At 63.0% G+C, this 25,820-nt stretch carries 22 protein-coding genes and 1 tRNA gene; 14 read left to right on the top strand and 9 right to left on the bottom strand.

What is annotated here, in order from left to right:
- Positions 1 to 245 precede the first annotated feature (245 nt).
- Together tusA and pdxB are read left to right on the top strand one after the other, a co-directional pair.
- Positions 246 to 488, top strand: coding sequence for a sulfurtransferase TusA (gene tusA / locus QME24_RS08940; RefSeq protein ID WP_009686255.1), 243 nt, complete (start codon positions 246 to 248; stop codon positions 486 to 488).
- A gap of 60 nt (positions 489 to 548) precedes the next feature.
- Positions 549 to 1,691 (top strand): 4-phosphoerythronate dehydrogenase PdxB, encoded by a 1,143-nt coding sequence (pdxB, locus tag QME24_RS08935; RefSeq protein WP_192439806.1) that lies wholly within the window; start codon positions 549 to 551, stop codon positions 1,689 to 1,691.
- 132 nt (positions 1,692 to 1,823) lie between these two features.
- On the opposite strand, the gene QME24_RS08930 is transcribed toward pdxB, so the two are convergent.
- Positions 1,824 to 1,997, bottom strand: a complete 174-nt coding sequence (locus tag QME24_RS08930) for a PA1571 family protein (RefSeq protein WP_009686257.1) — start codon at positions 1,995 to 1,997, stop codon at positions 1,824 to 1,826.
- A gap of 207 nt (positions 1,998 to 2,204) precedes the next feature.
- On the opposite strand from QME24_RS08930, the gene QME24_RS08925 reads away from it, so the two are divergent.
- Positions 2,205 to 3,968 carry an ABC transporter transmembrane domain-containing protein gene (locus QME24_RS08925; RefSeq protein ID WP_054904153.1) on the top strand — a complete coding sequence of 588 codons (1,764 nt, stop codon included), beginning with the start codon at positions 2,205 to 2,207 and terminating at the stop codon, positions 3,966 to 3,968.
- Positions 3,969 to 4,076: 108 nt separating this feature from the next.
- Here QME24_RS08925 and QME24_RS08920 read toward each other — a convergent pair.
- A tRNA-Pro gene (locus tag QME24_RS08920) sits at positions 4,077 to 4,153 on the bottom strand.
- Positions 4,154 to 4,233: 80 nt separating this feature from the next.
- Positions 4,234 to 4,455 carry a YgdI/YgdR family lipoprotein gene (locus tag QME24_RS08915; RefSeq protein WP_009686259.1) on the bottom strand — a complete coding sequence of 74 codons (222 nt, stop codon included), beginning with the start codon at positions 4,453 to 4,455 and terminating at the stop codon, positions 4,234 to 4,236.
- 186 nt (positions 4,456 to 4,641) lie between these two features.
- Here QME24_RS08915 and moaB point away from each other — a divergent pair, with 186 nt between their 5' ends.
- Positions 4,642 to 5,181, top strand: a complete 540-nt coding sequence (gene moaB, locus QME24_RS08910; protein ID WP_009686260.1) for a molybdenum cofactor biosynthesis protein B — start codon at positions 4,642 to 4,644, stop codon at positions 5,179 to 5,181.
- Entirely contained in the window at positions 5,165 to 6,391 is a 1,227-nt protein-coding gene (gene glp / locus QME24_RS08905; protein WP_054904154.1) for a gephyrin-like molybdotransferase Glp, read from the top strand. The genes moaB and glp overlap by 17 nt, the downstream gene beginning before the upstream one ends.
- On the opposite strand, the gene QME24_RS08900 is transcribed toward glp, so the two are convergent.
- Positions 6,380 to 7,624, bottom strand: coding sequence for a glycosyltransferase family 4 protein (locus QME24_RS08900; RefSeq protein ID WP_054904155.1), 1,245 nt, complete (start codon positions 7,622 to 7,624; stop codon positions 6,380 to 6,382). The genes glp and QME24_RS08900 overlap by 12 nt on opposite strands.
- A 364-nt stretch (positions 7,625 to 7,988) precedes the next feature.
- Between QME24_RS08900 and yegS the strand changes: the two genes are divergently transcribed.
- Complete coding sequence (gene yegS / locus QME24_RS08895) at positions 7,989 to 8,876, top strand: lipid kinase YegS (RefSeq protein ID WP_054904156.1); 888 nt, start codon at positions 7,989 to 7,991, stop codon at positions 8,874 to 8,876.
- On the opposite strand, the gene QME24_RS08890 is transcribed toward yegS, so the two are convergent.
- The 3 genes from QME24_RS08890 to QME24_RS08880 form a co-directional block, all read right to left on the bottom strand.
- Positions 8,860 to 9,519: a response regulator transcription factor gene (locus QME24_RS08890; protein ID WP_054904157.1), complete on the bottom strand. Its 660-nt coding sequence runs from the start codon at positions 9,517 to 9,519 to the stop codon at positions 8,860 to 8,862. The two genes, yegS and QME24_RS08890, sit on opposite strands and share 17 nt — an antisense overlap.
- Positions 9,509 to 10,405, bottom strand: a complete 897-nt coding sequence (locus QME24_RS08885) for a histidine kinase (RefSeq protein WP_280091263.1) — start codon at positions 10,403 to 10,405, stop codon at positions 9,509 to 9,511. The genes QME24_RS08890 and QME24_RS08885 overlap by 11 nt, the downstream gene beginning before the upstream one ends.
- 365 nt (positions 10,406 to 10,770) lie before the next feature.
- Entirely contained in the window at positions 10,771 to 11,280 is a 510-nt protein-coding gene (locus QME24_RS08880) for a hypothetical protein (protein WP_054904197.1), read from the bottom strand.
- Positions 11,281 to 11,606: 326 nt separating this feature from the next.
- Between QME24_RS08880 and QME24_RS08875 the strand changes: the two genes are divergently transcribed.
- Together QME24_RS08875 and QME24_RS08870 are read left to right on the top strand one after the other, a co-directional pair.
- The gene (locus tag QME24_RS08875) at positions 11,607 to 12,542 is read left to right on the top strand and encodes a chemotaxis protein CheV (protein WP_192439809.1); all 936 of its coding nucleotides are present in this window, start codon (positions 11,607 to 11,609) and stop codon (positions 12,540 to 12,542) included.
- Positions 12,543 to 12,597: 55 nt separating this feature from the next.
- Complete coding sequence (locus tag QME24_RS08870) at positions 12,598 to 13,401, top strand: MOSC domain-containing protein (RefSeq protein WP_054904160.1); 804 nt, start codon at positions 12,598 to 12,600, stop codon at positions 13,399 to 13,401.
- A gap of 64 nt (positions 13,402 to 13,465) precedes the next feature.
- Here QME24_RS08870 and QME24_RS08865 read toward each other — a convergent pair whose 3' ends face one another.
- Entirely contained in the window at positions 13,466 to 15,391 is a 1,926-nt protein-coding gene (locus QME24_RS08865; RefSeq protein ID WP_054904161.1) for a transglycosylase SLT domain-containing protein, read from the bottom strand.
- A gap of 222 nt (positions 15,392 to 15,613) precedes the next feature.
- Here QME24_RS08865 and QME24_RS08860 point away from each other — a divergent pair, with 222 nt between their 5' ends.
- A complete protein-coding gene (locus QME24_RS08860; protein WP_110679572.1) occupies positions 15,614 to 17,542 on the top strand; it encodes an ATP-binding cassette domain-containing protein in 1,929 nt (642 codons plus the stop codon).
- Positions 17,543 to 17,667: 125 nt separating this feature from the next.
- Here the strand turns inward: QME24_RS08860 and QME24_RS08855 are convergent, their stop codons facing one another.
- Complete coding sequence (locus tag QME24_RS08855; RefSeq protein ID WP_009686273.1) at positions 17,668 to 18,108, bottom strand: universal stress protein; 441 nt, start codon at positions 18,106 to 18,108, stop codon at positions 17,668 to 17,670.
- 110 nt (positions 18,109 to 18,218) lie between these two features.
- On the opposite strand from QME24_RS08855, the gene QME24_RS08850 reads away from it, so the two are divergent.
- The 5 genes from QME24_RS08850 to topA all read left to right on the top strand — a co-directional run bounded on the left by QME24_RS08850 (position 18,219) and on the right by topA (position 25,742).
- Positions 18,219 to 18,656 (top strand): hypothetical protein, encoded by a 438-nt coding sequence (locus tag QME24_RS08850; RefSeq protein ID WP_235768713.1) that lies wholly within the window; start codon positions 18,219 to 18,221, stop codon positions 18,654 to 18,656.
- A gap of 692 nt (positions 18,657 to 19,348) precedes the next feature.
- Complete coding sequence (gene fadB, locus QME24_RS08845) at positions 19,349 to 21,496, top strand: fatty acid oxidation complex subunit alpha FadB (protein ID WP_029887012.1); 2,148 nt, start codon at positions 19,349 to 19,351, stop codon at positions 21,494 to 21,496.
- A 31-nt stretch (positions 21,497 to 21,527) separates the two neighbouring features.
- Positions 21,528 to 22,703, top strand: coding sequence for an acetyl-CoA C-acyltransferase FadA (gene fadA / locus QME24_RS08840; protein WP_003248768.1), 1,176 nt, complete (start codon positions 21,528 to 21,530; stop codon positions 22,701 to 22,703).
- A gap of 76 nt (positions 22,704 to 22,779) precedes the next feature.
- On the top strand, positions 22,780 to 23,031 hold the full coding sequence (locus QME24_RS08835) for a DUF1653 domain-containing protein (protein WP_025754461.1): 252 nt from the start codon (positions 22,780 to 22,782) through the stop codon (positions 23,029 to 23,031).
- 101 nt (positions 23,032 to 23,132) lie between these two features.
- Positions 23,133 to 25,742, top strand: a complete 2,610-nt coding sequence (topA, locus tag QME24_RS08830) for a type I DNA topoisomerase (protein WP_054904164.1) — start codon at positions 23,133 to 23,135, stop codon at positions 25,740 to 25,742.
- Positions 25,743 to 25,820: the final 78 nt, after the last annotated feature.

Raw genomic sequence — 25,820 nt, 5'->3', positions numbered from 1 at the left:
GTCACCTCCCTCCGCATGCCCTCCGCTCGGCCTCCTGAAGTCGCGAAGATCAAGATCAAGATCAAGATCAAGATCAACAGCCAGATCAGAAGCCGTGCGGGGGTTGGTAGACGGCGCGAAGCCTCTGACCCGCCGTAGGGGCGCAAAGGGCCTGGGCAACGCCCGTCCGGACGTATGGCCTGCAAAGCCGCGCTTGGACCCCGCCGCGTGATGCGCGACAATAGCGATCATTTTCGGAGCCCCCCATGACCGATTTCACCCCCGACGCCATCCTCGATGCCACCGGCCTGAACTGCCCGGAGCCGGTGATGATGCTGCACCAGCACGTACGCAACCTGGCCGCCGGCGGCCTGCTCAAGGTCATCGCCACCGACCCGTCCACCCGCCGCGACATTCCCAAGTTCTGCAACTTCCTCGGCCACGAACTCGTGCAACAGCAGGAGGACGCCGGCACCTTCCTTTACTGGATTCGCAAAAAAGCCGACTGAAACCCTGTGCAAGCCACCTGGCGATGCGCCTACACTGCGCTCCCCAGACAGGAGAGCGCCATGCTGATAGTTGCCGACGAAAACATCCCGCTGCTCGATGCCTTCTTCCAAGGCTTCGGGGAAATTCGCCGCTACCCCGGCCGAAGCCTCGATGCCGCCAGCGTCAAGGACGCCGATATCCTGCTGGTACGCTCGGTGACCAAGGTTGACCGCACATTGCTCGAAGGCAGCCGGGTACGCTTCGTCGGTACCTGCACCATCGGTACCGATCACCTCGACCTGGACTATTTAGCCGAAGCCGGCATTCGCTGGAGCAGCGCGCCAGGCTGCAATGCCCGCGGCGTGGTCGATTACGTGCTGGGCAGCCTGCTGACCCTGGCCGAACTGGATGGCGTTGCGCTGCCAGAACGGGTCTACGGCGTGGTCGGTGCAGGTGAGGTCGGCGGGCGGCTGGTACGTGTGCTGCGCGGCCTGGGCTGGAAGGTGCTGGTGTGCGACCCGCTGCGCCAGGCCGCTGAAGGCGGTGACTACGTCAGCCTGGAAACCATTGTCCAGCAGTGTGATGTGATCAGCCTGCATACCCCGTTGCAGCGTAGCGGCGGCTACCCCACCTGGCACTTGCTGGGCCAGGCGCAATTGGCACAATTGCGCCCGGGTGCCTGGCTGGTCAACGCCAGCCGTGGGCCGGTGGTGGACAACGCCGCCCTGCGCGAGCTGCTGCTGCAGCGCGACGACATCCATGCCGTGCTGGACGTATGGGAAGGCGAGCCGCAAGTCGACCTGCAACTGGCCGACCTGTGTACCCTGGCGTCACCGCATATTGCCGGTTACAGCCTCGACGGCCGCCAGCGTGGCACCGCGCAGATCTACCAGGCCCTGTGCCGCTTCCTCGGGGTGGATGAGCAGGTGCAACTGGCTGACCTGCTGCCGCGCCCGCCGCTGGCGCAAATCGAGCTGGATGCCAGCGCCGACCCGGCCTGGGCCCTGGCCACCCTGTGCCGCGCCGTGTACGACCCGCGCCGTGACGATGCCGACTTCCGCCGCAGCCTGAGCGACGACCCACAACAACAGCGTGCCGCGTTCGACCAGTTGCGCAAGCAGTACCCAGCGCGACGCGAAATCGAGGGGCTGGCGGTGCGCCTGCGTGGCGAGGCGCCGCAGTTGGCGCAACTGGTCAGTGCGCTGGGTGGCGTATTGGTCTGACGGCGTGCCGGCCGCTGCACGGCCATTCGCCCGGGTGAGAGCGCCCAGCCGGGCCTGGCCGTAAGAGGCCAGTGCAGAACTCAGGGCAAATAAAAACCCGACGCGGGCGCCGGGTTGCAAGAAATTCGCCGCTCAACCTTTGCGTACGCGCTCGACCCGGCTCTGTTCCAGGGCCTTGCAAGCCTGCTGGATCATCTGCTCGGTGATCGGTACTTCGCGCCCCTGGGCATCAATGATCGAACCGCATACCTGGGGTTGCTGGTTCGGCCGGGGCTGCTGGTTGTCGCTGGTAGGCTGCAAGCTCATGCATGGTCTCCTCATCAGGTGAACTCAGGGTAGTCCTGCACCGTGACTGGCCTGTGACGACAGGCTCGTCACGGCAATACCAGTCCAACAGAAACGCTGGCAAAGCTCCATACCCTGGTTAGATCGATAGGCTATAGCCACCTGCCCGCGTTCCCCAGCCCTGATGAGTGGTAGTCTGGGCCTTCGCCAGCCATAGTGATCGTCGCCATGTCCGAATCGGTTTCCCCGCAACCACGCCGGGCATTACGCCTGGCCTGGCAGTTCGTTCGCCCCTATCGCCGGCAGGTTCTGCTGGCCTTGCTGGCACTGGTAGTCACTGCGGGCATCACCTTGTCGATGGGCCAAGGCATCCGGCTGCTGGTCGACCAGGGTTTCATGACCCGTTCCGCGCACCAGCTCAACCAGACCATCGGGCTGTTCCTGCTGCTGGTACTGGCCTTGGCGGTGGGTACGTTCAGCCGTTTCTACCTGGTGTCCTGGATTGGCGAGCGCTGCGTGGCCGACATGCGGCGGGCGGTGTTCAACCACCTGATCGGCCTGCACCCCGGCTTTTTCGAGGATAACCGCAGCGCCGAGATCCAGTCGCGGCTGACAGCAGACACCACGCTGCTGCAATCGGTCATCGGTTCGTCGCTGTCGATGTTCCTGCGCAATGCATTGATGGTGCTGGGCGGTGTGGTGCTGCTGTTCATTACCAACCCCAAGCTCACCAGCATCGTGGTGGTGACCCTGCCGCTGGTGTTGGCGCCCATCCTGCTGTTTGGTCGCCGCGTACGCAGGCTGTCGCGGCAGAGCCAGGACCGGGTCGCCGATGTAGGCAGCTACGTGGCCGAGACGCTGGGGCAGATCAAGACTGTGCAGGCCTACAACCATCAGGCACATGACCGCGCACTTTTTGCCGACACGGTCGAGGCGGCATTCACCGTGGCGCGCAAGCGCATTGCCCAGCGGGCCTGGCTGATCACTCTGGTGATCGTCTTGGTGCTGGGGGCGGTTGGGGTGATGCTGTGGGTGGGCGGCATGGATGTGATCGCCGGGCGCATATCCGCCGGCGAACTGGCCGCCTTCGTGTTCTACAGCCTGATCGTCGGCAGCGCCTTCGGCACCCTCAGTGAAGTGATCGGCGAACTGCAGCGCGCCGCCGGTGCTGCCGAGCGCATCGCCGAACTGCTGGCCGCACGCAGCGCAATCCTGCCGGGCTGTGCCGCCTCGGGCCTGCCGGGGCATAGGGCCCGCGGGCACATCGAGTTGCAGGAACTGGTGTTCGCCTACCCGTCACGGCCCACCGTGGCAGCGGTAGCTGGCCTGAGCCTGGTCATCGAGCCTGGCCAGACCGTGGCCCTGGTCGGCCCATCAGGGGCCGGCAAGTCGACCTTGTTCGATCTGTTGCTGCGGTTTTACGACCCCCAGCAAGGGCGCATCCTGCTCGACGGCCAGCCGCTGACAGAATTCGACCCTGACCAGCTGCGACGGCAGTTTGCCCTGGTTGCACAGAACCCTTCGCTGTTCCGTGGCACGGTGGAAGCCAATATCCGCTATGGCCGCCCCGAGGCGAGCCAGGCCGAGGTCGAAGCCGCAGCCCGCGGCGCCCATGCCGATGAGTTTATTCGGCAGTTACCTCAGGGCTACCAGACACCGCTGGGGGAGGGTGGCATCGGGCTTTCCGGCGGCCAGCGCCAGCGCCTGGCGATTGCCCGGGCGCTACTGGTGGACGCGCCGATCCTGTTGCTGGACGAAGCCACCAGCGCCCTCGACGCGCAAAGCGAACACCTGATCCAGCAAGCACTGCCCCGCCTGATGGCCGGGCGTACCACGCTGGTCATCGCCCATCGGCTGGCCACGGTCCAGCACGCCGAGCGCATCGCGGTCATCGACCAGGGGCGCTTGGTGGCGGTGGGCACTCATCGCCAATTGATCGAGCAAAGCCCGCTGTATGCCCGGCTGGCGGCCTTGCAGTTCACCAGTGCCTGACACAGGGGTGACGGGGGCAGCGCAGGGGTGGCTATCGGTTTTCAACGCTACCGTTGGTGGCAGTTTCCAGGCACAAAAAAGCCCGCATCAGCGGGCTTCTGGAGGATCTGGTCGGAGAGACAGGATTCGAACCTGCGGCCTTCTCGTCCCGAACGAGACGCGCTACCTGGCTGCGCTACACTCCGATGAACAAAATCCTACTGCATCGTGTTTTTGCTCGCAAGCCCCTGCTGTGCAAAGGGGCTTTGCTGAAAACGCGCCGCGGTTAAAGCTCTTTCACGGTGCGGATCTGGTCCTTGTTCAGGCGGGTGCGCTTGCCGTCCAGCTGCTCGAATTCGTAGAAGCCGGAGTCTTCGTCGTAGGACGGTTTATCCGTCGCCTGGATTTCTCGGCCATCGTTCAGGGTGATGACGGTTGGGGTGGAGCAGCCGGCAAGGGTGCCCAGGCCCAAAGCGAGCAGGAAGGCGGGTAGGGTCCGTTTGATCATCGTGGTTCTCCAAGTGCGATGGTGCTAGATGACATTTATGACGCAGGACTTTAGTGCAAGTTCACTGCAAGTGCATCATAGCGATAAATCTGCGCGGTTGATCCAGGGCAAGTTTGTTGGGCGCAACCCGGTAAATGTGCGCTGTGATATAACTGCGGCCAACCTATCCTGTTGTGACGGACCCCCATGAAAGCCAAGGCAGATACCCCCTTTGTGCCGCTGAATATCGCGGTGCTCACCGTTAGCGACACCCGCACGCCCGACACCGATACCTCTGGCCAGATGTTCGTCGACCGGTTGAGCGAGGCCGGCCATCACCTGGCAGAGCGGGTATTGCTCAAGGACGACCTGTACAAGATCCGTGCACAGGTTGCCACCTGGATCGCCGACGAGCGCGTGCAGGTGGTGCTGATTACCGGCGGCACTGGCTTTACCGGCCGCGACAGCACGCCGGAGGCGGTGGCCTGTCTGCTGGACAAGCAGGTCGATGGCTTTGGCGAGTTGTTCCGGCAGATCTCCGTGCCGGATATCGGTACGTCCACGGTGCAGTCGCGGGCCTTGGCCGGCCTGGCCAATGGCACCCTGGTGTGCTGCCTGCCGGGCTCGACCAATGCCGTGCGCACCGGTTGGGACGGCATTCTTGCCGAGCAACTCGACGCCCGCCATCGGCCGTGCAACTTTGTCCCGCACCTGAAGCAGGCAATGGCCTGTGACAGCCGTGGCTGAGGTCAGTCAGCCACGGCCGCTGATGCCGGTAGAGCAAGCCCTGGAACAATTGCTGGCATTGGCCGAGTCGGCACCGATTCAGGAAACTGAAAGCCTGCCCCTGGCCGAAGCCGAAGGCCGGGTACTGGCGACCGACCTGGTGGCCTCGCTCGACCTGCCGCCCTGGCCGAACAGTGCCATGGACGGCTATGCCCTGCGCCTGGCCGACTGGCAGGGCCAGCCGTTGCCCGTCAGCCAGCGCATCTTCGCCGGCCATGCGCCACAGCCTCTGCAGCCGGGCACCTGTGCCCGCATCTTTACCGGCGCCCCGGTGCCGGCAGGTGCCGATTGCGTCGAGATGCAGGAAAACACCCAGGTGCTGGAGGATGGCCGGGTACGTTTCGTCGAGGCGCTGCGCGCCGGGCAGAACATTCGCCCGCAGGGCCAGGAAACCCGCAAGGGCGAGCAGGTGATGAACGCCGGCACGCGCCTGGGGCCGATCGAACTGGGCCTGGCGGCGACCTTGGGCCACGCCCGGCTCGAGGTGGTACGCAAGGTCAAAGTGGCGGTACTGTCCACCGGCGACGAACTGGTCGAGCCCGGGCTGCCGTTGGGGCCCGGGCAAATCTACAACAGCAATCGTCGGCTATTGGTCAGTTGGTTGCAGCGCCTGGGGTGCGAGGTGGTCGATGCCGGCATCCTGCCGGATGACCTGGCGCAGACCCGCGCCTGCCTGGCCGGACTGGGCCACGTCGACCTGATCCTGTCCACTGGCGGCGTGTCGGTGGGCGAGGCCGACTACCTCGGGGCGGCACTGCGCGAAGCGGGCGAGCTGGCGCTGTGGAAGCTGGCGATCAAGCCGGGCAAGCCGCTGACCTTCGGCCATTACCAGGGCGTGCCGGTGATCGGCCTGCCGGGTAATCCGGCCTCGACCCTGGTCACCTTTGGCCTGCTGACCCGGCCCTATCTGCTGCGGCGCCAAGGGGTGGGCAATGTCACGCCGCTGCGCTTCGACATGCCGGCGGGGTTTGACTGGCCCAAACCCGGTAGCCGCCGCGAATACTTGCGTGCGCGCATCGAGGACGGCCAGGTGCGCATCTACAAGAACCAGAGTTCGGGTGTGCTGCGCAGCGCAGCCTGGGCCGACGGGCTGGTGGAGGTGCGCGAAGGCAGCACGCCGAAAACGGGTGACAGCGTGCCATTCATTCCCTTCAGCGAACTACTTGGCTGAACGCCCCAGCCAGGCATCGGCCAGTGGCCCTGGCACCGGTGCTGCCTGGGTCAGGCGCATGTGCACGGTTTCCAGTTGATGAGCCGCCACGCTCCAGTCGTGGCGCTGGCGGGCGAACTGGCGCCCGGCCGCGCTCAACTGGCTCATGCGCCAGGGCTGGTTGAGCAACTGGGTGATCAGCAGGGCCAGTTGATCACTGTCATCGCTGCCCAGGTAATGCTCGCCGTTGTTCACCGCCAGGCCGGAAACGCCCTTGCCGGTACTGATGATCGGCAGGCCGGCAGCCATTGCTTCAAGGATTTTCACCTTCGAGCCACCGGCATAGCGCAGCGGCGCAAAAAACAGGGCTGAGCGGCTTTGCAGTTCACGCAGATCGGGGCGATAGCCGAGCCATTCGATCCGCGGGTCATTCCAGTGCAGCTTCCAGCTGGCCGGCATCGCATGCCCGGCAATCGCCAGGCGCACGGCCGGGTTGCTCAGCCACACCTGCGGCATGATGTCTTCCAGCGCCCACTCGATGGCTTCCAGGTTGGCGCCGTATTCAAAATTGCCGACAAACAGCAGGCGCTGGCTGTGCAGCGCCGGCTGCACCTGCTGGTAGAAATCACATTCCACGCCATTGACCACCACATTCACCGGGCGCCTGCTGATCTGCCCGATCAGCTCGGCGTCGTGAGCGCTGACGGCTACCAGCTCGGTGGGCTGGCCCAGCACGCGCTGTTCCCAGCGCCGGTAGCGCCAGCGGTCGAAGGCATTGAGCGGGCGTAGCCATAACGGCAGGCGGTCATGGCAGGCGCTGCCGGTAACCGACTCCAGGTTGTGTTCGCTGAGCATGAAGGGCAGGCCGCGGGCCTGCAGGGCCTTCTCGAACGGCTGGAAGCTATAGCTGTGCTCGATCTGGATCACGTCCCAAGGTTCCTCCAGCAACTGCTCGAAGCGGTGCCGCAACGCTGCGCAAAGGCCGTTGATGATCGCCCGCATGGGGTAGTCGATGATCGGCGAGGCCAGCAGGTTCAGCGGGCTATGCAGCGGCCTGCGCGGCAGGACTATCAGCCGTTCGAGGTACGGTTCGAGCGCCTCGCGTGCGGCGTCGCTGAGGGGTATCTTCGATTGCACCAACAAGGTGATGCGGTGGCCGCGCTGGGCCAGTGCCCGGATCAGGTGGTATTGGCGAGTCTTGCAGCCACTGGTGGTCGGCCAAGGCAGGTAAGGCAGTGTCCAGAGAATACGCATGACCGTGGTCCTCGCTGACGGCTGCAGAGGGCAAGACGCACCTGTCGGCCGGTTGCAGGTGAGGGCCGGGAGGAACGTCCGTGGCGGGCAAGCCAGGGCATTTTACAGTCAAAATGCTGACTCGCCTGTGCTCATTCGCTTGTAGGGTCAAAAACCTGTCAAAAGTGTCTCGACTCAGCATAGCCGGGCATTGTCGGCTGTGGAAAAAATGCCATTATCTTCACTACCAGCCGAGCCGGCGCTGCTGCTGGGAACACCGCCTGCCACGCGCGACACGCCGCTGGCTGTTTTTGAACGCGGCATGCAACGATCCACGCGTGCATGTGGTCGAGATAGGGTTGGTCAACCTCAGGGAGATGCGCCTATGCAAGCGCGCAAGGCAATGCTGGTCCTGCACGGCAAGCAGGCGATGAACGACGAACTGCGCGATGCCGTGCACGACATGCGCGACAGTGGCTGGGTGCTGGATGTGCGGGTCACCTGGGAGGCGGGCGATGCCCAGCGCCTGGTGACCGAGGCGCTGGCGGCAGGTTACAGCCACATTGTCGCCGGTGGCGGCGACGGGACCCTGCGCGATGTGGCCGAGGCCATGGGGCAGGCCGGGACCGATGCCAGCCTGGTATTGCTGCCGTTGGGCACCGCCAACGATTTTGCCAAGGCTGCCGGCATTCCGCTGGAGCCTGCCGCTGCGCTGGCCTTGTTGAATGAGGCGGCACAGCCCATAGACCTGGGCCAGGCCGGCGACCAGCTGTTCCTCAACATGGCCACCGGCGGGTTCGGTAGTCAGGTCACGGCCAATACGTCCGAAGACCTGAAGAAGGTCCTGGGCGCCGCGGCCTATCTGTTCACCGGCCTCACACGCTTCAGCGAACTGCAGGCGGCCTCGGTCGAGCTGCAAGGGCCGGATTTCCACTGGCAAGGGGATCTGCTGGCACTGGGTATCGGCAATGGCCGCCAGGCGGGAGGCGGGCAGGAGCTGTGCCCGGATGCGGTAGTCGATGATGGCTTGCTCGATATCGCCGTGTTGCCTGCCCCACAGGAAATGCTGGGCACGTTGCGTGACCTGCTGGCCGGTGATGGCCTGTTCGTCCGTGCCAGGTTGCCCTGGGTCGAGATCAAGAGTGCTCAGGGCCTGGACCTCAACCTCGATGGCGAGCCCTTGCAGACTACCAACTTGCGTTTCGAAGCCCGGCCCGCAGCGTTGCGCCTGCACCTGCCTGCCGGGTCGCCGCTGCTCAGTCGTCCAGGCTGATGATCTTTTCGCGCACGGCAAACAGTACCAGGCCAGCCACGTCATGAATTTGCAGGCGCTTCATGATTTGCGAGCGGTGGGTTTCCACGGTCTTGATCGACAGGCCAAGGCCAGTGGCAATTTCCCGGGTCGACTTGCCGCGCACGATCAGGCGCAGGATCTCCAGCTGGCGCGCCGTGAGGTTATGCCGGTCGCTGCCGCCCTGTGCGCCCGGCCTGTTGCGCTGCAGCGCCTGGTTGATGACGGTGTGGGCGATGGCCGGGCTCAGGTAGCGCTCGCCGTGGCGTACTGCCTCCAGGGCCTGCTCCAGCTCGGTGGCACTGGTGTCCTTGAGCAGGTAACCGTGGGCACCGCTTTCCAGGGCACGCATGATCAGGTCCGGATCGGTGTGCATCGACAGGATCAGCACCTTGCAGTTGCTGCCGCAGGCTCGCAATTGGGTCAGGGCGTCCAGGCCACTGGTCGAGCGCATGGAAATGTCCAGCAGGACAATGTCCGGCGCCAGTGCGCGCACCTGCTCAAGCAACTGGCTGCCATCCTCGGCCTCACCGACCACGCTGTAGCCGGGAATGTCGCAAACCAGCGCACGTACGCCGGCGCGGATCAGCGAGTGGTCGTCGACCAGCAGCAATCTACAGGTCATGGGCAACAGTACTCCTGGCGCGTTGCTGGGTGCGCGGTGGCCACGGGAACATCGCTTCTATCCGTGTACCCTGGCCAGGCTGGCTGGTGATCTGCAGGCTGCCCTGCAAGGCCGTTACCCGCTCCTGCATGCCGGCCAGGCCGCGCTGGCCGGCCTCGGCCGGGTGCCGGGCGGGAACGAAGCCGCGGCCATCGTCGTGAATCGACAACGCCAGCCCGGCAGGGGTGCGTTGCAGGCGCACAACCAGGTTGTGTGCCTGGGCATGGCGCAGCATGTTGGTGACTGCTTCCTGGGTGATGCGGAACACTGCCATGGCCACTGCATCGTCAATGCCGCCCAGGCGTTGGTTGCACGCCAGGCTCCAGTGTACGCTGCTGCTGCCCAGCGTGCGGACCAAGTGCGCGCGCAAGCTGGCTTCCAACCCAAGACTCGCCAATTGCCTGGGGTTGAGCAGGCTCGACACGTTGCGTACCGTGCCCAGGGTGTCATCCAGGGTGCTGTGCAGCGCATCGCAGTGGCCCTGCAACTCGGCCGGCATGCGCCGTTTCAGCCACTGCAGTTGCAGTTTGGCGGCAGTCAGCAATTGGCCAATGTCGTCGTGCAACTCCCGGCTCAGGTGTTGCCGCTCGTCTTCCTGCACCTTCAGCATGCGCTCGGCCAGTTCAGCCGGCCGCAGGCTGATCGACCTGGCCCCCAATCCCAACTGCAGGGTGGCGGCCAGCGTTGCGGCCAACTGCAAAAGCAGCAGGCCAGCCGGGATAGCAAGGTTGGCCAGGTACAGCATCAGGTTGGTAACCAGCGAGGCCACACACAGCCCGACCGTCAGCCAGCGCAGCAGGGCAACGTGGCAGCAGCTACGCATGTAGAATTTCAAGCGTGGGAGCATAAATAGGGAAGCCACTGAAGTATTGCTGATAGAGGCCTTGCACAATGCGGGTCAGAGGCTTTGGCGCAGTACTTCCGCTGTTTGGTCGAGCACCTGATGTGCAAACTTTTTTGTGATTGCAAGTGTTTGTGGGGGCGCATATTACCACTTCGTACGGTGTCGGTCGCGGCTGGGTGACGCTCCGAAACGCCTGTTGGCAGGGCGGTGCCGGGTGGCAAAGTGCCACCCGCGGATCCCGCTGCTCGCACCCGCGCTGCAACTAAGGCGGTAATGATTCAACTTGGCCTTCCTGAAACTTTGCGAACTTTGCAAGTTCGACCAGCGCAGGGCTTGAGTGCATGTAGTTAGTTGCACTTCTGGTCAGGTTAATGCGCGCGGTACGGCCGGCTGCCATGGCTGCCGGAGCGCATGACATCATGCGGGTGATCGCACGTTTTGCCTGCTTCATCGCAAGACGCGCAAGCAGGGGCAAGGGGTTGCTGCACGACCTTGGCCAGCTCGCCCAGCAGCACCAGTTGCTCGCCGATATCCAGGTTCAACCGCCCGGTTCGGCTGTCGAGCAACTCCAGTTGCCAGGCCAGCAGGGTCAGGCACGCCTCGATCGCAGGCAATGCCTCTGGCTGCAGGCAGCCGCTGTAGCAGGCCGGGGCCAGCAACTGGTGAAGCGCGGTGGCGTAATGGGCAACTTCGCGCGCGCCCAGGCGGGTGGCCTGCCCGGCGAGGCTGGCCAAGGTGCTGTCCAGGCAGCGGCAGGCGTCTGGATCGTTGTCGATCAATTCCAGATGCTGCAGGCATTCCTGGGCCTGGGTCAGCAGTACCTGGGCATCCAGCAGGAAGCCCTGCAGTGCGTTATCGAACGCTAAGGCAGTGTCCATGATCAGGTCCCCGCGCGTGGGGTAGGCGCAGGTGACGGGCACGCCGCAACGATAGCTAGCAAAAGCCTGACTCCATTCATGCAATGAGAATGGCGTCACATTAATGGCTAAAGGATATCGCGAATATCAGGTTCCACCTGACTGCCCCTAGGGGTTTCCCTGATGCGGGCTGCCGAATTCGAGCGGGGTGCCGGCAGTAAAGCATGATGGTAAAGTGATATCAATTGCCGGGTCGGCATTTTCCCGCAAGGGTCAAGGTGTGCGGGAAGCCGCCGATACAGGGAGGATCAATTCACCTTTTTCGACTCAAGCCTGGGGGCTTTCCAATGGCTGGCATTCTCGACACGGTAGACCAACGCACGCAACTGGTAGGTGAGAACCGCCTGGAAATCCTGATGTTCCGCCTGGCGGGCCGCCAATTGTTCGCGATCAACGTGTTCAAGGTTCAGGAAGTGCTGCAACTGCCCAAGCTCACCCTGATGCCCCAGCGTCATGCGTTCGTCTGCGGTGTGGTCAACCTGCGTGGGCAGACGTTGCCGGTGATCGACCTGTCCCAGGCCATTGGCATGCGCCCGCTGCAACCCACGCCCGACAGCACCATCATCGTCACCGAATACAACCGCTCGGTGCAGGCTTTCCTGGTAGGAGGGGTCGACCGCATCGTCAACATGAACTGGGAGTCGATCATGCCGCCGCCGTCCAGCGCCGGGCGCCAGCATTACCTGACTGCCATCACCAAGGTCGATGAGCAACTGGTCGAGGTCATCGACGTGGAAAAGGTGCTGGCTGAAATCGTGCCTTACAACGCCCGGGTTTCCGGCGACAAACTGGCCGACCCCGTGCTGGCACGGGCGCAAGGCCGCGAGGTGCTGCTGGTGGACGACTCCAGTGTGGCCCTGGCGCAGTTGCGCGACACCTTGTCCCAGTTGGGCATGAAACTGCATGTGGCCAGTGATGGCCTGAAGGCACTGCGCATGCTCAAGGGTTGGGCTGATGCAGGCGAGGACGTGTGTGAAAAGCTGCTGATGGTGTTCACCGACGCCGAAATGCCGGAAATGGACGGCTACCGCCTGACCACTGAGATTCGTAGCGATGCGCGGCTGCGCCAACTCTACGTGGTGCTGCACACATCGCTGTCGGGCAGTTTCAATGAATCCATGGTCAAGAAAGTGGGTTGCGACAACTTCCTTTCCAAGTTCCAGCCCGATCGCCTGGTCGACGTGGTCAAGCAGCGCCTGCTGCTGGATACGGCCACCGCGTGATCGCCACGCCTGCCCGGTATAAGCTTGGCATTTGCCAAGACGCGAGGCGGCAGGGATGTTTCTGAGTGAGTTGTACCGATACCCGGTGAAGTCGTGCCAGGCGCAGAGCCTGCGCGCTTCGCCGGTGGGGCTGCTGGGCCTGCAGGGTGACCGGCGCTGGATGGTGGTCGAGGCAGAAAACGGACGCTTCCTGACCCAACGTGCCTGGCCACGCCTTGGCCAGATCGCGGCGCACGATGACGGCTGCGGCCAGCTGCTGTTGCAGGCGCCTGGGCGCGCCTCGCTGAGGGTGGCAGTGCCACCTGCCGATGAGGGCCTGCGTGGCGTGACGATCTGGCGCGATACCTTGCGCGTGCCAGACGCCGGCGATGGCGCGGCGGCCTGGCTGAGCGAGTGGCTGGGCAAGGCTGTGCGCCTGGTGCATTGCCCGGAGCAGCGTGCCCGTTATTTGCCCAACGGTTATGGCTTCAACAGCGATCGCGCGGCTTTTCCGGATGGTTTCCCCTTGTTGCTGATCGGCCAGGGCTCGCTTCACGAGCTTGACCGCCGTGTGGGGCGGCCCATGGAGATGCTGCGTTTTCGACCGAACCTGGTGGTGCAGGGCGCCGAGCCTTTCGCCGAGGATGGCTGGAAGCGGATCCGCATTGGCACCCTCGAATTCCGGGTGCTCAAACCGAGTGTGAGGTGCATCTTTACCACTATCGACCCCGCCACCGGCGAGCGCAGTGAAGACCGTGAACCGATGGCCACGCTCAGGACCTTCCGCGAAAAGGATGGCGATATCCTGTTCGGGCAGAACCTGGCGGTGGATGGCAGCGGGTGGCTTGAGGTCGGGATGGGCGTGGAAATCCTGGAATAGCTGTGTGCTGGCACCGGCCTGTTCACAGGTGCCCGTGAACAGGCCGGCAAGGGCTCAGCGAACTTTACATGTCATCGAAATACCGCTCATGCCAATCCACCAGCGGCTGCGGTGCATTCAGTTTCTGCCCGTAGATCACTGAATACGACAGCACGTTCTGCACGTATTGGCGGGTTTCGTCGAACGGGATCGACTCCACCCACACATCGAAACTCAGGTGCTTGGCGCCCCTCAGCCACTGTCGCACGCGCCCGGGCCCGGCATTGTAGGCTGCTGAGGCCAGGACCCGGTTGCCGTTGAACTGGCTATGCACCTGGCTCAGGTAGGCGGCGCCCAGCTGGATGTTCTTGTCCGGGTTGAGCACTTGTGCCGGTGAGGCAAGCGGAATGCTGAACTTGCGGGCCGTTTCCTTGGCGGTAGCCGGCATCAGTTGCATCAGGCCGCTGGCGCCTACCGGGGAGCGTGCGTCTTCCATGAACGCGCTTTCCTGGCGGGTAATGGCGAATACCCAGCTCGAATGCAGGCCGCGCACATTGGCTTCGCGCACCAGGGTATCGCGGTGGGCCATCGGGAAGCGGATGTCCAGGTCGTCCCAGTACTGGGCCTGGCTGATGGTGCGGATGGCCGGGAAGTACCAGCGCAATTCATAACCCAGACGCGCCTGGGCCACCATTTCATCGCGGTTGAAGTGCCGGCTGACGTGGTACCACTCGCGGCGGCCTTCGACGATCTGGCCGCGGGCATGGAATTCCAGCGCCCGCTGGATGCCGGGTGTATTGCGTACTTTCTTCACCAGTTGCGGGCTCAGCAACAGGGGTTTGTTGTTCAGTTGGTACGGTGTCTTGGCCCGGTCGGCGGCGAGGAAACCATAGAAGTCACGCTCGCGCGCCACGGTCTTGTACAGCAGCGGGATCTGCGGGTTGTTCGGCTGTGCCAGCTCCAGGCTGCGCGCTTGCCAGTACTTCCAGCGGCTGCTGCTGGCCAGGTCCTGAGGCAGGCGGCGGGTCAGCTCGTAGGCGTCTTCCCAGCGGCCCAGGCGCAGCAGCAGGCGCAGGCGCCATTCACTGACGGTGTTGTCGCGCAGCTCAGGGTCGTAGCGGGTCATCAGGTCGAGCGCACGCGGGTCGTAGCGGCGGGCCAGGGTCAGGCCTATTTCGCGGGCGATGGCCACCTTTTCGTCGCGGGAGAAATGCATGCGCTGGGCGTAGTCGTCCAGCAGCGCCATGGCCCGCTCCGGGTCCTGGCGCGCCAGGCGGCGCAGGCCCAGGCTGACCACATCGGCCATCGCCTCGTTGGCCGGGGCAAAGCGCGATGGCTGGTTGAGCAGCTCAGGCTTCTGTGCCACGTCGACCAGCAGCCGGCCTTGCGGGCCGAGGGTGGTCAGGCCATTGATCAGGCTGTTGGCCAGGCTGTAATTGCGCGCCTGGGCCGCCAGCTTGATGCGCTGCCAGCGCTTACTCTCGGTCAGTTGGCCTTCAGCGGCCCACATGCCGAACAGTGTGTCGCACGCGGCAGGTTGCGACTTGCCCACGTTCCACAGCTTTTCGGCGGTGGCGTTGCCTTCGGCACGCAGGCCATGGCTGAGCTGGTACTGGCCGTTGAGGCAATCGAGCTCGGTGAAATTGAGCTTGGGGTCGTAGTACTTGACGAAGGTGTCCCACTCCCCGCGTTCGGCCAGCCAGCGCAACCAGCGCAGTTTCATCCAGTTGGCCTGGGGCAGGTCGCCATGCTTGGCGAGGAACGCCTCGATTTCCTGGTTGCTGGCGCTTTTCAGGCGGGCAGTGAGCTCGTCGTAGGCCAGGTACGGGGTCAGCGGGTAGTCACTCAGAGCCTGGGCATAGCGTAGGTAAGGGCCTTTGTCGCCCTTGGCCAGCGCGCGCTTGGCTTCGTCGTAGTACTGGCGCTGCAGGGTGAGGTCGGTGGCCTGTGCCGCGCTGGTGGCAGCGGTCAGCAGCAGGCAGGAAGCAATTTGTAACAGGCGGCTGCGCATGATACGTCCGGGCAGTTGAACCATGGGAAAGTGACGGCGGAGCCAGCACTGTTGGAAGCTATTGGCTTAGCTTAGCCGTTTGCCGGCAGCGGGTGAAAGCACTGTGCTTGTATCGGCATATTAACGTCGACCGGATGTCGCCACGGGTGCATCGATTGGCCTGGCAGCTGCCGTCGGGGGCCCAACTCAGGTAGAATGCGCGCCCGATTTATGGAGACCAACATGACCCTGCTCAAATTCAGCGATGTGTCCCTCGCATTCGGCGCCATGCCGCTGCTGGACAAAGTGTCCTGGCAGATCGCTCGTGGCGAGCGGGTGTGCATCATCGGCCGCAACGGCACCGGCAAGTCGAGCATGCTGCGCCTGGTCAAGGGCGAGCAGAAGGGCGACGACGGGGAAATCTGGCGTGCGCCGGGCCTGAAGATCGGCGAACTGCCGCAGGAACTGCCGGTGGCCGATGAGCGCACGGTGTTCGACGTGGTCGCGGCCGGCCTCGACGGCGTGGGTGAACTGCTGGCGCAGTTCCACCACCTGAGCATGAACATCCAGGGCGACGATGACCTGGAAAAGCTCATGCATGTTCAGCACGAACTGGAAGCCCGCGACGGCTGGCGCCTGCAGCAGGTGGTGGAAAGCACCCTCAGCCGCCTGCAACTGCCTGCCGACAAGACCCTGGCCGAGCTGTCCGGTGGCTGGCGCCGCCGCGTGCTGCTGGCCCAGGCGCTGGTGTCGGAGCCCGACCTGCTGCTGCTCGACGAGCCGACCAACCACCTGGACATTGGCGCCATTGCCTGGCTCGAAGAGGCCCTGCGCGGCTTCAACGGCGCGGTGCTGTTCATTACCCACGACCGGTCGTTCCTGCAGAACCTGGCCACCCGCATCCTTGAACTGGACCGTGGCGGCCTGATCGACTGGAACGGCGACTACGCCAGCTTCCTGGTGCACAAGGAGGCCGCACTGGCCGCCGAAGAAACCGCCAACGCGCTGTTCGACAAGCGCCTGGCCCAGGAAGAAGTGTGGATTCGCCAGGGCATCAAGGCCCGCCGTACCCGCAACGAAGGTCGCGTGCGTGCCTTGAAGGCCCTGCGGGTAGAGCGTGGCGAGCGCCGCGAACGCCAGGGCAAGGCCAATATCCAGATCGAGGCGGCGGAAAAGTCCGGCAAGCAGGTCATGGTGCTGGAAAACGTGAGTTTCCATCATCCCGAAGGGCCGATGCTGGTCAAGGACTTCTCCATGGTCCTGCAGCGCGAAGACCGTATCGGCCTGCTGGGTGCCAACGGTACCGGCAAGACCACCTTGCTGAAGTTGATGCTCGGTGACCTGGAGCCCACTTCAGGCAAGGTCGAGCGCGGCACCAAGCTGGAAGTGGCCTATTTCGACCAGATGCGCCACCAGCTCGAGCTGGAAAAGACGGTGATCGACAACCTCGCCGAAGGCCGTGACTTCATCGAGATCGATGGGCAGAACCGCCATGTGCTCAGTTACCTGGGCGACTTCCTGTTCAGCCCCCAGCGTGCGCGCACGCCGGTCAAGGCGCTGTCGGGGGGTGAGCGTGCCCGCCTGCTGCTGGCCAAGCTGTTCAGCAAGCCGGCCAACCTGCTGGTGCTCGACGAACCGACCAACGACCTGGACGTGGAAACCCTCGAACTGCTCGAAGAGGTGCTGTCCAACTACAAGGGCACCGTGCTGATCGTCAGCCACGACCGGGCCTTCCTCGACAACGTCGTCACCAGCACCCTGGTGTTCGAAGGCGAGGGCAAGGTGCGCGAGTATGTAGGGGGTTATGAGGACTGGATTCGCCAGGGCGGCTCGCCGAAGCTGCTGGGCGTGACCGAGAGCAAGGGCGGCAAGTCGGCCCTCAACAGCGCGGTGGTGGAGAAGGTCGAGGCCAAGCCTGCGCCTGTTGCTGCGCCGGTGGTGGAAGAGGCATCGAAGAAAAAGCTCAGCTACAAGCTGCAGCGTGAGCTGGAGATGCTGCCGGGGCAGATCGACGCGCTGGAGCAGCGCATGGCTGAAGCCCAGGAAGAAGTGAATGCGGTGGGCTTCTATCAGCGGCCGATTGCGGAGACTTCGGCGGTGCTGGCCAGGATCGAGAAGCTGCAGGGTGAGCTGGATGTACTGGTAGAGCGCTGGGCTGAGCTGGAAGGCTGATAGTTGTTAGCCTGGTCCGGCCCTATCCCCGGCAAGCCAGCTCCCACAGGGACACCATAAGGCTTGAAATCCATGGTGCCTCTGTGGGGGCTGGCTTGCCGGCGATAGGGCCGGACCAGGTCGGCTCAGTCTTTCTTCTGCAAGCGTACCGCCAGCACGTCACATGGCGCACCGTGCAGCACGTCATTGGCCGTGGAACCCAACAGCAACGCCAGGCCGTGGCGGCCATGGCTGCCGACCACGATCAGGTCGCAGTGTTGTTCCTTGGCAAGCTGGTGAATTTCCTGGCGAGGTTGGCCGTAGGTCAGGTGCGAGTCGCCTCGATTAATGTCCGGGTACTTGTTGAACAACCGGTCCATGCGCTCTTTGGCCTGGTCGAACTGCTGTTGTTGCAGTTGCGACAGGTCCATCGGCACATCGCCGCCAAACGCCATGGCCATTGGCTCGACGATATGCACCAGCGATACCTTGGCGTTCGATGGGGCAGCCAAGGCCATGGCGCGCTTGATTACCGGGTCGCATTCTTCGGTCAGGTCGACCGCGACCAACAAATGTTCGTAGGGCATGAGCAGTACTCCTGACAATCGCGATAAAGGAAGTATGGTCGCTTTCGGGCGGGTCTTCCGTGAAAAGTGGCTAACCAGCTCATTTGCAACGCTTTATGGAATCTACTGATATGACGGTATTGCTGGTGGTGTCAATCCTTGCGCTGATTCTCAGCCCGTTTTCCTGGTTGCGCAGTTCGCGCAAGCAGAGCGAGCAGATGAAGCTGCGCCTGGAGGCCCGACGTATGGGGTTGGCCATGCAGCTGGCGCCACAGCAGTGGCCGCACTGGCTGGAGAAGGAGCCGCCAAGTCCTTGTCCGCAGTACCACCGGGCGCGCCGCCGTGGGCACCAGAACAGCTTCAGCTACTGGCAGGTCAGCCCGGGGGTGTGGTGGAACCAGTACCGCGAACCCTGCGAAGACCCGCGTTTCGTGGAGGCGCTGGCGCGCTTGCCGGCGAGCGTTTACAAGGTAGAGGCCGATGCCCGGATGATCGCGTTGTATTGGACTGAACGGGGCGATATGGCTGTATTGCAGGATGTTGCCTACGTCCTCGAAACCCTCGCCTGAGTTCAGCTAAACATGATCCCTTTAGGAGCAACTCTCTTTCTCAAAATTTGAAAAGCCTGCGCGATTCACCTGTAGGAGCGGGCAAGCCCGCGAAGCAGGCGACGCGGTGTCTGGCACCGGCTTTGCCGGTGTTCGCGGGCAAGCCCGCTCCCACAAGTGGAACGGTGAATGACCAGGTCTAATCCCCTCTCAAGACACAATGCCGCTCCTACAACGACAAAGCGGCGGCTTGGCATACCCCTGAAGGGGTGGGGTGCCAAGTCGCCGCTTTGCGTTCTGCTTTCGCAGAAAAGGCCAGGCAGGCCGGGTATTCATTCACGCAAGTGGCAGTGTAGCCATACCCGCTCGGCGCGCAAGCGAAAATGTGCAGCGCCTGTGCAATCGCGGGGGTCGATCGCTGGCATGAATGACCGGTGATCACTGTCATCATGATTTGCTGCGCGCACGGTACAAAATGACCACAAAGTCGCGTTTTCTTCGTGCTCGTGAGCATTTGACAACGCAGATCTTTTCGGAGAATGTGTGCACACCCAAATCAAACGGGCGTATGAATTGAGCGTTTGTATGTCACCACGCCAAGCCATACTTCCGACTAGCGCGCTGACGGGTGTGCCTGGGCGGGGCAGCTAGGCCTGCTTCCGCTGCAGCGATCGGCGTGTACAGTTCAGCTTCCATATCGTGGAGATCAGTTGATGATTTACGAAGGTAAAGCCATCACGGTTAAGGCTCTTGAAAGTGGCATCGTCGAGCTCAAGTTCGACCTCAAGGGTGAGTCCGTCAACAAGTTCAACCGCCTGACCCTGAACGAGCTGCGCGAGGCCGTAGGCGCCATCCAGGCCGACGCCTCGGTCAAGGGCGTCATCGTCAGCAGTGGCAAGGACGTGTTCATCGTCGGCGCCGACATCACCGAGTTCGTCGACAACTTCAAGCTGCCCGAGGCCGAACTGGTCGCCGGCAACCTGGAAGCCAACCGCATCTTCAACGCCTTCGAAGACCTCGAAGTGCCGACCGTCGCGGCCATCAATGGCATCGCCCTGGGTGGCGGCCTGGAAATGTGCCTTGCCGCCGATTACCGTGTCATGTCCAGCAGCGCCAAGATCGGCCTGCCGGAAGTCAAGCTGGGCATCTACCCGGGCTTTGGCGGCACCGTGCGCCTGCCGCGCCTGATCGGTTCGGACAACGCCATCGAGTGGATCGCTGCCGGCAAGGAAAACCGCGCCGAAGACGCCCTCAAAGTCGGCGCCGTCGATGCCGTGGTTGCGCCCGAGCTGCTGCAGGCTGGCGCCATCGACCTGATCAAGCGCGCCATCAGCGGCGAGCTCGACTACAAGGCCAAACGCCAACCCAAGCTGGAAAAACTCAAGCTCAACGCCATCGAACAGATGATGGCGTTCGAAACTGCCAAGGGCTTCGTTGCCGGGCAGGCCGGGCCGAACTACCCGGCCCCGGTCGAAGCCATCAAGAGCATCCAGAAGGCCGCCAACTTCGGCCGCGACAAGGCGCTGGAAGTCGAAGCGGCCGGGTTTGCCAAACTGGCCAAGACCTCGGTTGCCGAGAGCCTGATCGGCCTGTTCCTGAACGACCAGGAGCTCAAGCGCAAGGCCAAGGCGCACGACGAAATCGCCCACGACGTGAAGCAGGCTGCCGTGCTTGGCGCCGGTATCATGGGTGGCGGCATCGCCTACCAGTCCGCGGTCAAGGGCACCCCGATCCTGATGAAGGACATCCGCGAGGAAGCCATCCAGCTGGGCTTGAACGAGGCCTCCAAGCTGCTTGGCAACCGCGTCGAAAAGGGCCGCCTGACCCCGGCCAAGATGGCCGAGGCGCTCAATGCCATTCGCCCGACCCTGTCCTATGGCGACTTTGCCAATGTCGACATCGTGGTCGAGGCCGTGGTCGAGAACCCGAAAGTCAAACAGGCGGTGCTGGCGGAAGTGGAAGGGCAGGTCAAGGACGATGCGATCCTGGCCTCCAACACTTCGACGATCTCCATCAACCTGTTGGCCAAGGCGCTCAAGCGCCCGGAAAACTTCGTCGGCATGCACTTCTTCAACCCGGTGCACATGATGCCGCTGGTAGAAGTGATCCGTGGCGAGAAGTCCAGTGAAGTGGCTGTGGCCACCACCGTGGCCTATGCCAAGAAAATGGGCAAGAACCCGATCGTGGTCAACGACTGCCCGGGCTTCCTGGTCAACCGCGTGCTGTTCCCGTACTTCGGCGGCTTTGCCAAGCTGGTCAGCGCCGGTGTCGACTTCGTGCGCATCGACAAGGTCATGGAAAAGTTCGGCTGGCCAATGGGCCCGGCCTACCTGATGGACGTGGTAGGCATCGACACCGGCCACCACGGCCGTGACGTGATGGCCGAAGGTTTCCCTGACCGCATGAAGGACGAGCGCCGCTCGGCGGTGGATGCCCTGTACGAGGCCAACCGCCTGGGGCAGAAGAATGGCAAGGGTTTCTACGCCTACGAAACCGACAAGCGTGGCAAGCCGAAGAAAGTGTTCGACGCTACCGTGCTCGACGTGCTCAAGCCGATCGTGTTCGAGCAGCGTGAAGTCACCGATGAAGACATCGTCAACTGGATGATGGTGCCGCTGTGCCTGGAGACCGTGCGCTGCCTGGAAGACGGCATCGTCGAGACCGCTGCCGAAGCCGACATGGGGCTGGTCTACGGCATTGGTTTCCCTCCCTTCCGCGGTGGTGCGCTGCGCTACATCGACTCGATCGGTGTCGCCGAATTCGTTGCCCTGGCCGATCGCTATGCCGACCTGGGGCCGCTGTACCACCCGACCGCCAAGCTGCGCGAAATGGCCAAGAATGGCCAGCGCTTCTTCAACTGAGCGGTCAACGAGCTAGAGCGAGAGATTTGATATGAGCCTGAATCCAAGAGACGTGGTGATTGTCGACTTCGGTCGCACGCCGATGGGCCGCTCCAAGGGTGGCATGCACCGCAACACCCGCGCCGAAGACATGTCGGCGCACCTGATCAGCAAGCTGCTGGAGCGCAACGGCAAGGTCGACCCCAAAGAGGTCGAGGACGTGATCTGGGGCTGCGTCAACCAGACGCTGGAGCAGGGCTGGAACATCGCCCGCATGGCTTCGCTGATGACGCAGATCCCGCACACTTCCGCTGCGCAAACCGTCAGCCGCCTGTGCGGCTCGTCGATGAGCGCGCTGCACACCGCCGCCCAGGCCATCATGACCGGCAACGGCGATGTGTTCGTGGTCGGCGGCGTGGAGCACATGGGCCATGTCAGCATGATGCACGGCGTGGACCCTAACCCGCACCTGTCCTTGCATGCCGCCAAGGCTTCCGGGATGATGGGCCTCACTGCAGAAATGCTCGGCAAGATGCATGGCATCACCCGTGAGCAGCAGGACCTGTTTGGCTTGCGTTCGCACCAGTTGGCCCACAAGGCTACGGTCGAAGGCAAGTTCAAGGATGAAATCATCCCGATGCAGGGCTACGACGAGAACGGCTTCCTGAAGGTATTCGATTTCGACGAAACCATTCGCCCGGAAACCACCCTCGAAGGCCTGGCGTCGCTCAAGCCGGCATTCAACCCCAAAGGGGGCACGGTTACGGCCGGTACTTCGTCGCAGATCACCGACGGCGCGTCGTGCATGATCGTCATGTCTGGCCAGCGCGCCATGGACCTGGGTATACAGCCGTTGGCGGTAATCCGCTCGATGGCGGTGGCAGGTGTGGACCCGGCGATCATGGGCTACGGCCCGGTGCCATCGACCCAGAAAGCCCTCAAGCGTGCCGGGCTGACCATGGCAGACATCGACTTCATCGAGCTCAACGAAGCCTTCGCTGCACAGGCCTTGCCAGTGCTGAAAGATTTGAAAGTGCTCGACAAGATGGATGAGAAGGTTAACCTGCACGGCGGCGCCATCGCTTTGGGGCACCCGTTCGGTTGCTCTGGGGCACGTATTTCCGGCACCCTGCTCAATGTCATGAAGCAAAATGGCGGTACCCTCGGGGTGGCGACCATGTGCGTCGGCCTCGGCCAAGGTATCACCACTGTCTTCGAACGCGTCTGATCGCGCCGCTGGACAGCAACCGGGGCCTTGTGCCCCGGTTTTGTTTTTTCAGGTTTTATTCAGGAGGGTGTGCAACATGCAGATACAGCCAGGCGTCTACCGGCATTACAAAGGGCCTGAGTACCGTGTCTTCAGCGTTGCGCGGCACTCCGAGAGCGAAGAGTGGATGGTTTTCTACCAGTGCCTGTATGGTGACTACAGCTTCTGGGTAAGGCCACTTTCGATGTTCCAGGAGTCCGTCGAGGTTGACGGCGAGCAGGTGCCACGCTTTGCTTTGGTCAAGGCCGAAGAGGGGCTGCCCGGGTTGCTGGGCAAGTCGCACGCATGATCGTTCGAACTTGACCTCACACTTTTGCCACTATATATAGCGGTGCCGCGTGTCGGCACCTGACGCGTTTTTCATCTTCAGATTCAGGAATACTCCGATCCATGGGCAAATCGCTGGTCATTGTGGAATCCCCGGCCAAGGCCAAGACCATCAACAAGTACCTGGGCAACCAGTACGTGGTGAAGTCGAGTATCGGCCATATCCGAGACCTCCCCACCAGCGGTTCGGCCAGCGCAAGCAAAGAGCCGGCCGCCAAGCGTGGTAAGGCTGCGGGTGAGGCCCCGGCGCTTTCACCCAAGGAAAAGGCCCGTCGCCAGCTGGTGTCGCGCATGGGTGTCGACCCCGACCACGGCTGGAAAGCCAAGTACGAGATCCTGCCTGGCAAGGAAAAGGTGATCGAAGAGCTGCGCCGCCTGGCCAAGGATGCCGACACCATCTATCTCGCAACCGACTTGGACCGCGAAGGGGAAGCCATTGCCTGGCACCTGCGCGAGGCCATCGGTGGTGACGACGCCCGCTACAAGCGCGTGGTGTTCAACGAAATTACCAAGAAGGCGATTCAGGAAGCCTTCTCGCAACCGGGCGAGCTGGACATCGACCGGGTCAACGCGCAGCAGGCTCGGCGTTTCCTTGACCGTGTGGTGGGCTACATGGTGTCGCCGCTGTTGTGGGCCAAGATTGCCCGTGGCTTGTCTGCCGGTCGCGTGCAGTCGGTAGCGGTCAAGCTGGTGGTAGAGCGCGAGCGTGAAATTCGCGCGTTCATCCCGGAAGAATACTGGGAAATCCACGCCGACCTCGGCACCGCGAAAAACGCCAAGGTGCGTTTCGAAGTGGCGCGCGAAAATGGCGAGGCGTTCAAGCCGCTGAACGAAGCCCAGGCCATGGCCGCGCTGGAGAAGCTCAAGGCTTCCAGCTACAGCGTGGTCAAGCGCGAAGACCGCCCGACCAGCAGCAAGCCGTCGGCGCCGTTCATTACCTCCACCCTGCAGCAGGCCGCCAGCAACCGCCTGGGCTTTGGTGTGAAGAAGACCATGATGATGGCCCAGCGCTTGTACGAAGCTGGCTACATCACGTACATGCGTACCGACTCGACCAACCTGTCGGCCGATGCTCTGGACATGGCCCGCAGCTACATCGAGCGTGAGTTCGGCAAGCAGTACCTGCCGGATGCACCGCTGGTCTACGGCAGCAAAGAAGGCGCCCAGGAAGCGCACGAAGCGATTCGCCCGTCGGACGTGAATACACACCCGACCAAGCTCAGTGGCATGGAGCGCGACGCCGAGCGCCTGTACGAGCTGATCTGGCGCCAGTTCCTGGCTTGCCAGATGCCGCCGGCGCAGTACCTGTCTACCAGTGTCACCGTGGCTGCCGGCGATTTCGAGCTGCGCGCCAAGGGCCGTATCCTGAAGTTCGACGGTTATACCCGTGTGCTGCCACAGCAGAGCAAACCGGGTGAAGACGACGTACTGCCGGAAATGGTCCAGGGCGAAGCGCTGAAGTTGCTGCAGATCGACCCGAGCCAGCACTTCACCAAGCCGCCGGCACGCTTCACCGAAGCCAGCCTGGTAAAGGAAATGGAAAAGCGCGGCATCGGTCGCCCGTCGACCTACGCGGCGATCATTTCCACCATCCAGGATCGTGGTTATGTGACCCTGCACAACCGCCGCTTCTACTCCGAGAAAATGGGCGACATCGTCACCGAGCGCCTGTCGGAAAGCTTCTCCAACCTGATGGACTACGGCTTTACCGCCGACATGGAAGAGAACCTCGACGACGTGGCCCAGGGCGAGCGTGACTGGAAGAACGTGCTCGACGAGTTCTATGGCGACTTCAGCAAGAAGCTGCAGACGGCCGAGTCGAGCGAAGACGGCATGCGCGCCAACCAGCCGACCATGACCAACATTCCGTGCAAGGAATGTGGCCGGCCAATGATGATTCGTACCGCTTCCACTGGGGTATTCCTTGGCTGCTCTGGCTACAGCCTGCCGCCGAAAGAACGCTGCAAGGCGACCGTCAACCTGGTGCCCGGCGATGAGATCGCTGCGGACGACGAGGGCGAGTCCGAGTCGCGGGTGCTGTTGGGCAAGCACCGTTGCCCGATCTGTGCCACGGCGATGGATGCCTACTTGCTGGATGAGAAGCACAAGCTGCACATCTGCGGTAACAACCCGGACTGCGCTGGCTACGAAATCGAAGAAGGCAACTACCGCATCAAGGGTTACGAAGGGCCAAGCCTGGAATGCGACAAGTGCGGTAGCGAGATGCAACTGAAGACCGGCCGGTTCGGCAAGTTCTTCGGCTGCACCAACCCGGCTTGCAAGAACACCCGCAAACTGCTGAAAAGCGGTGAGGCAGCGCCACCGAAGATGGACAAGGTGGACATGCCTGAGCTCAAGTGCGAGAAGGTGGACGACACCTACGTACTGCGCGATGGCGCCTCGGGGTTGTTCCTGGCGGCCAGCCAGTTCCCCAAGAACCGCGAAACCCGGGCACCACTGGTCATGGAAATCGTGCCGCACAAGCACGAGATCGACCCGAAGTACCACTTCCTGTGCGATGCGCCGCAGAAGGACCCGGACGGCCGCCCTGCGGTGATCCGCTACAGCCGCAAGACCAAGGAGCAGTACGTGCAGTCCGAGGTCGATGGCAAGCCTACCGGCTGGAAGGCGTTCTACGACGGTGGCGCGTGGAAGGTAGAAGACAAGCGCTGAGCCTTCAGTGCTGTAATTGGGGCCGCTTAGCGGCCCCAATCATTTATGATGCAGAAACTTGCCTTGCAGCCTGAAGGG

It is taken from the genome of Pseudomonas sp. PARCl1, assembly GCF_947311875.1.
Classification (GTDB): domain Bacteria; phylum Pseudomonadota; class Gammaproteobacteria; order Pseudomonadales; family Pseudomonadaceae; genus Aquipseudomonas; species Aquipseudomonas juntendi.
The sequence above is the reverse complement of the archived record's forward strand: the minus strand, read 5'-3'. Positions and strand labels throughout refer to the sequence as shown.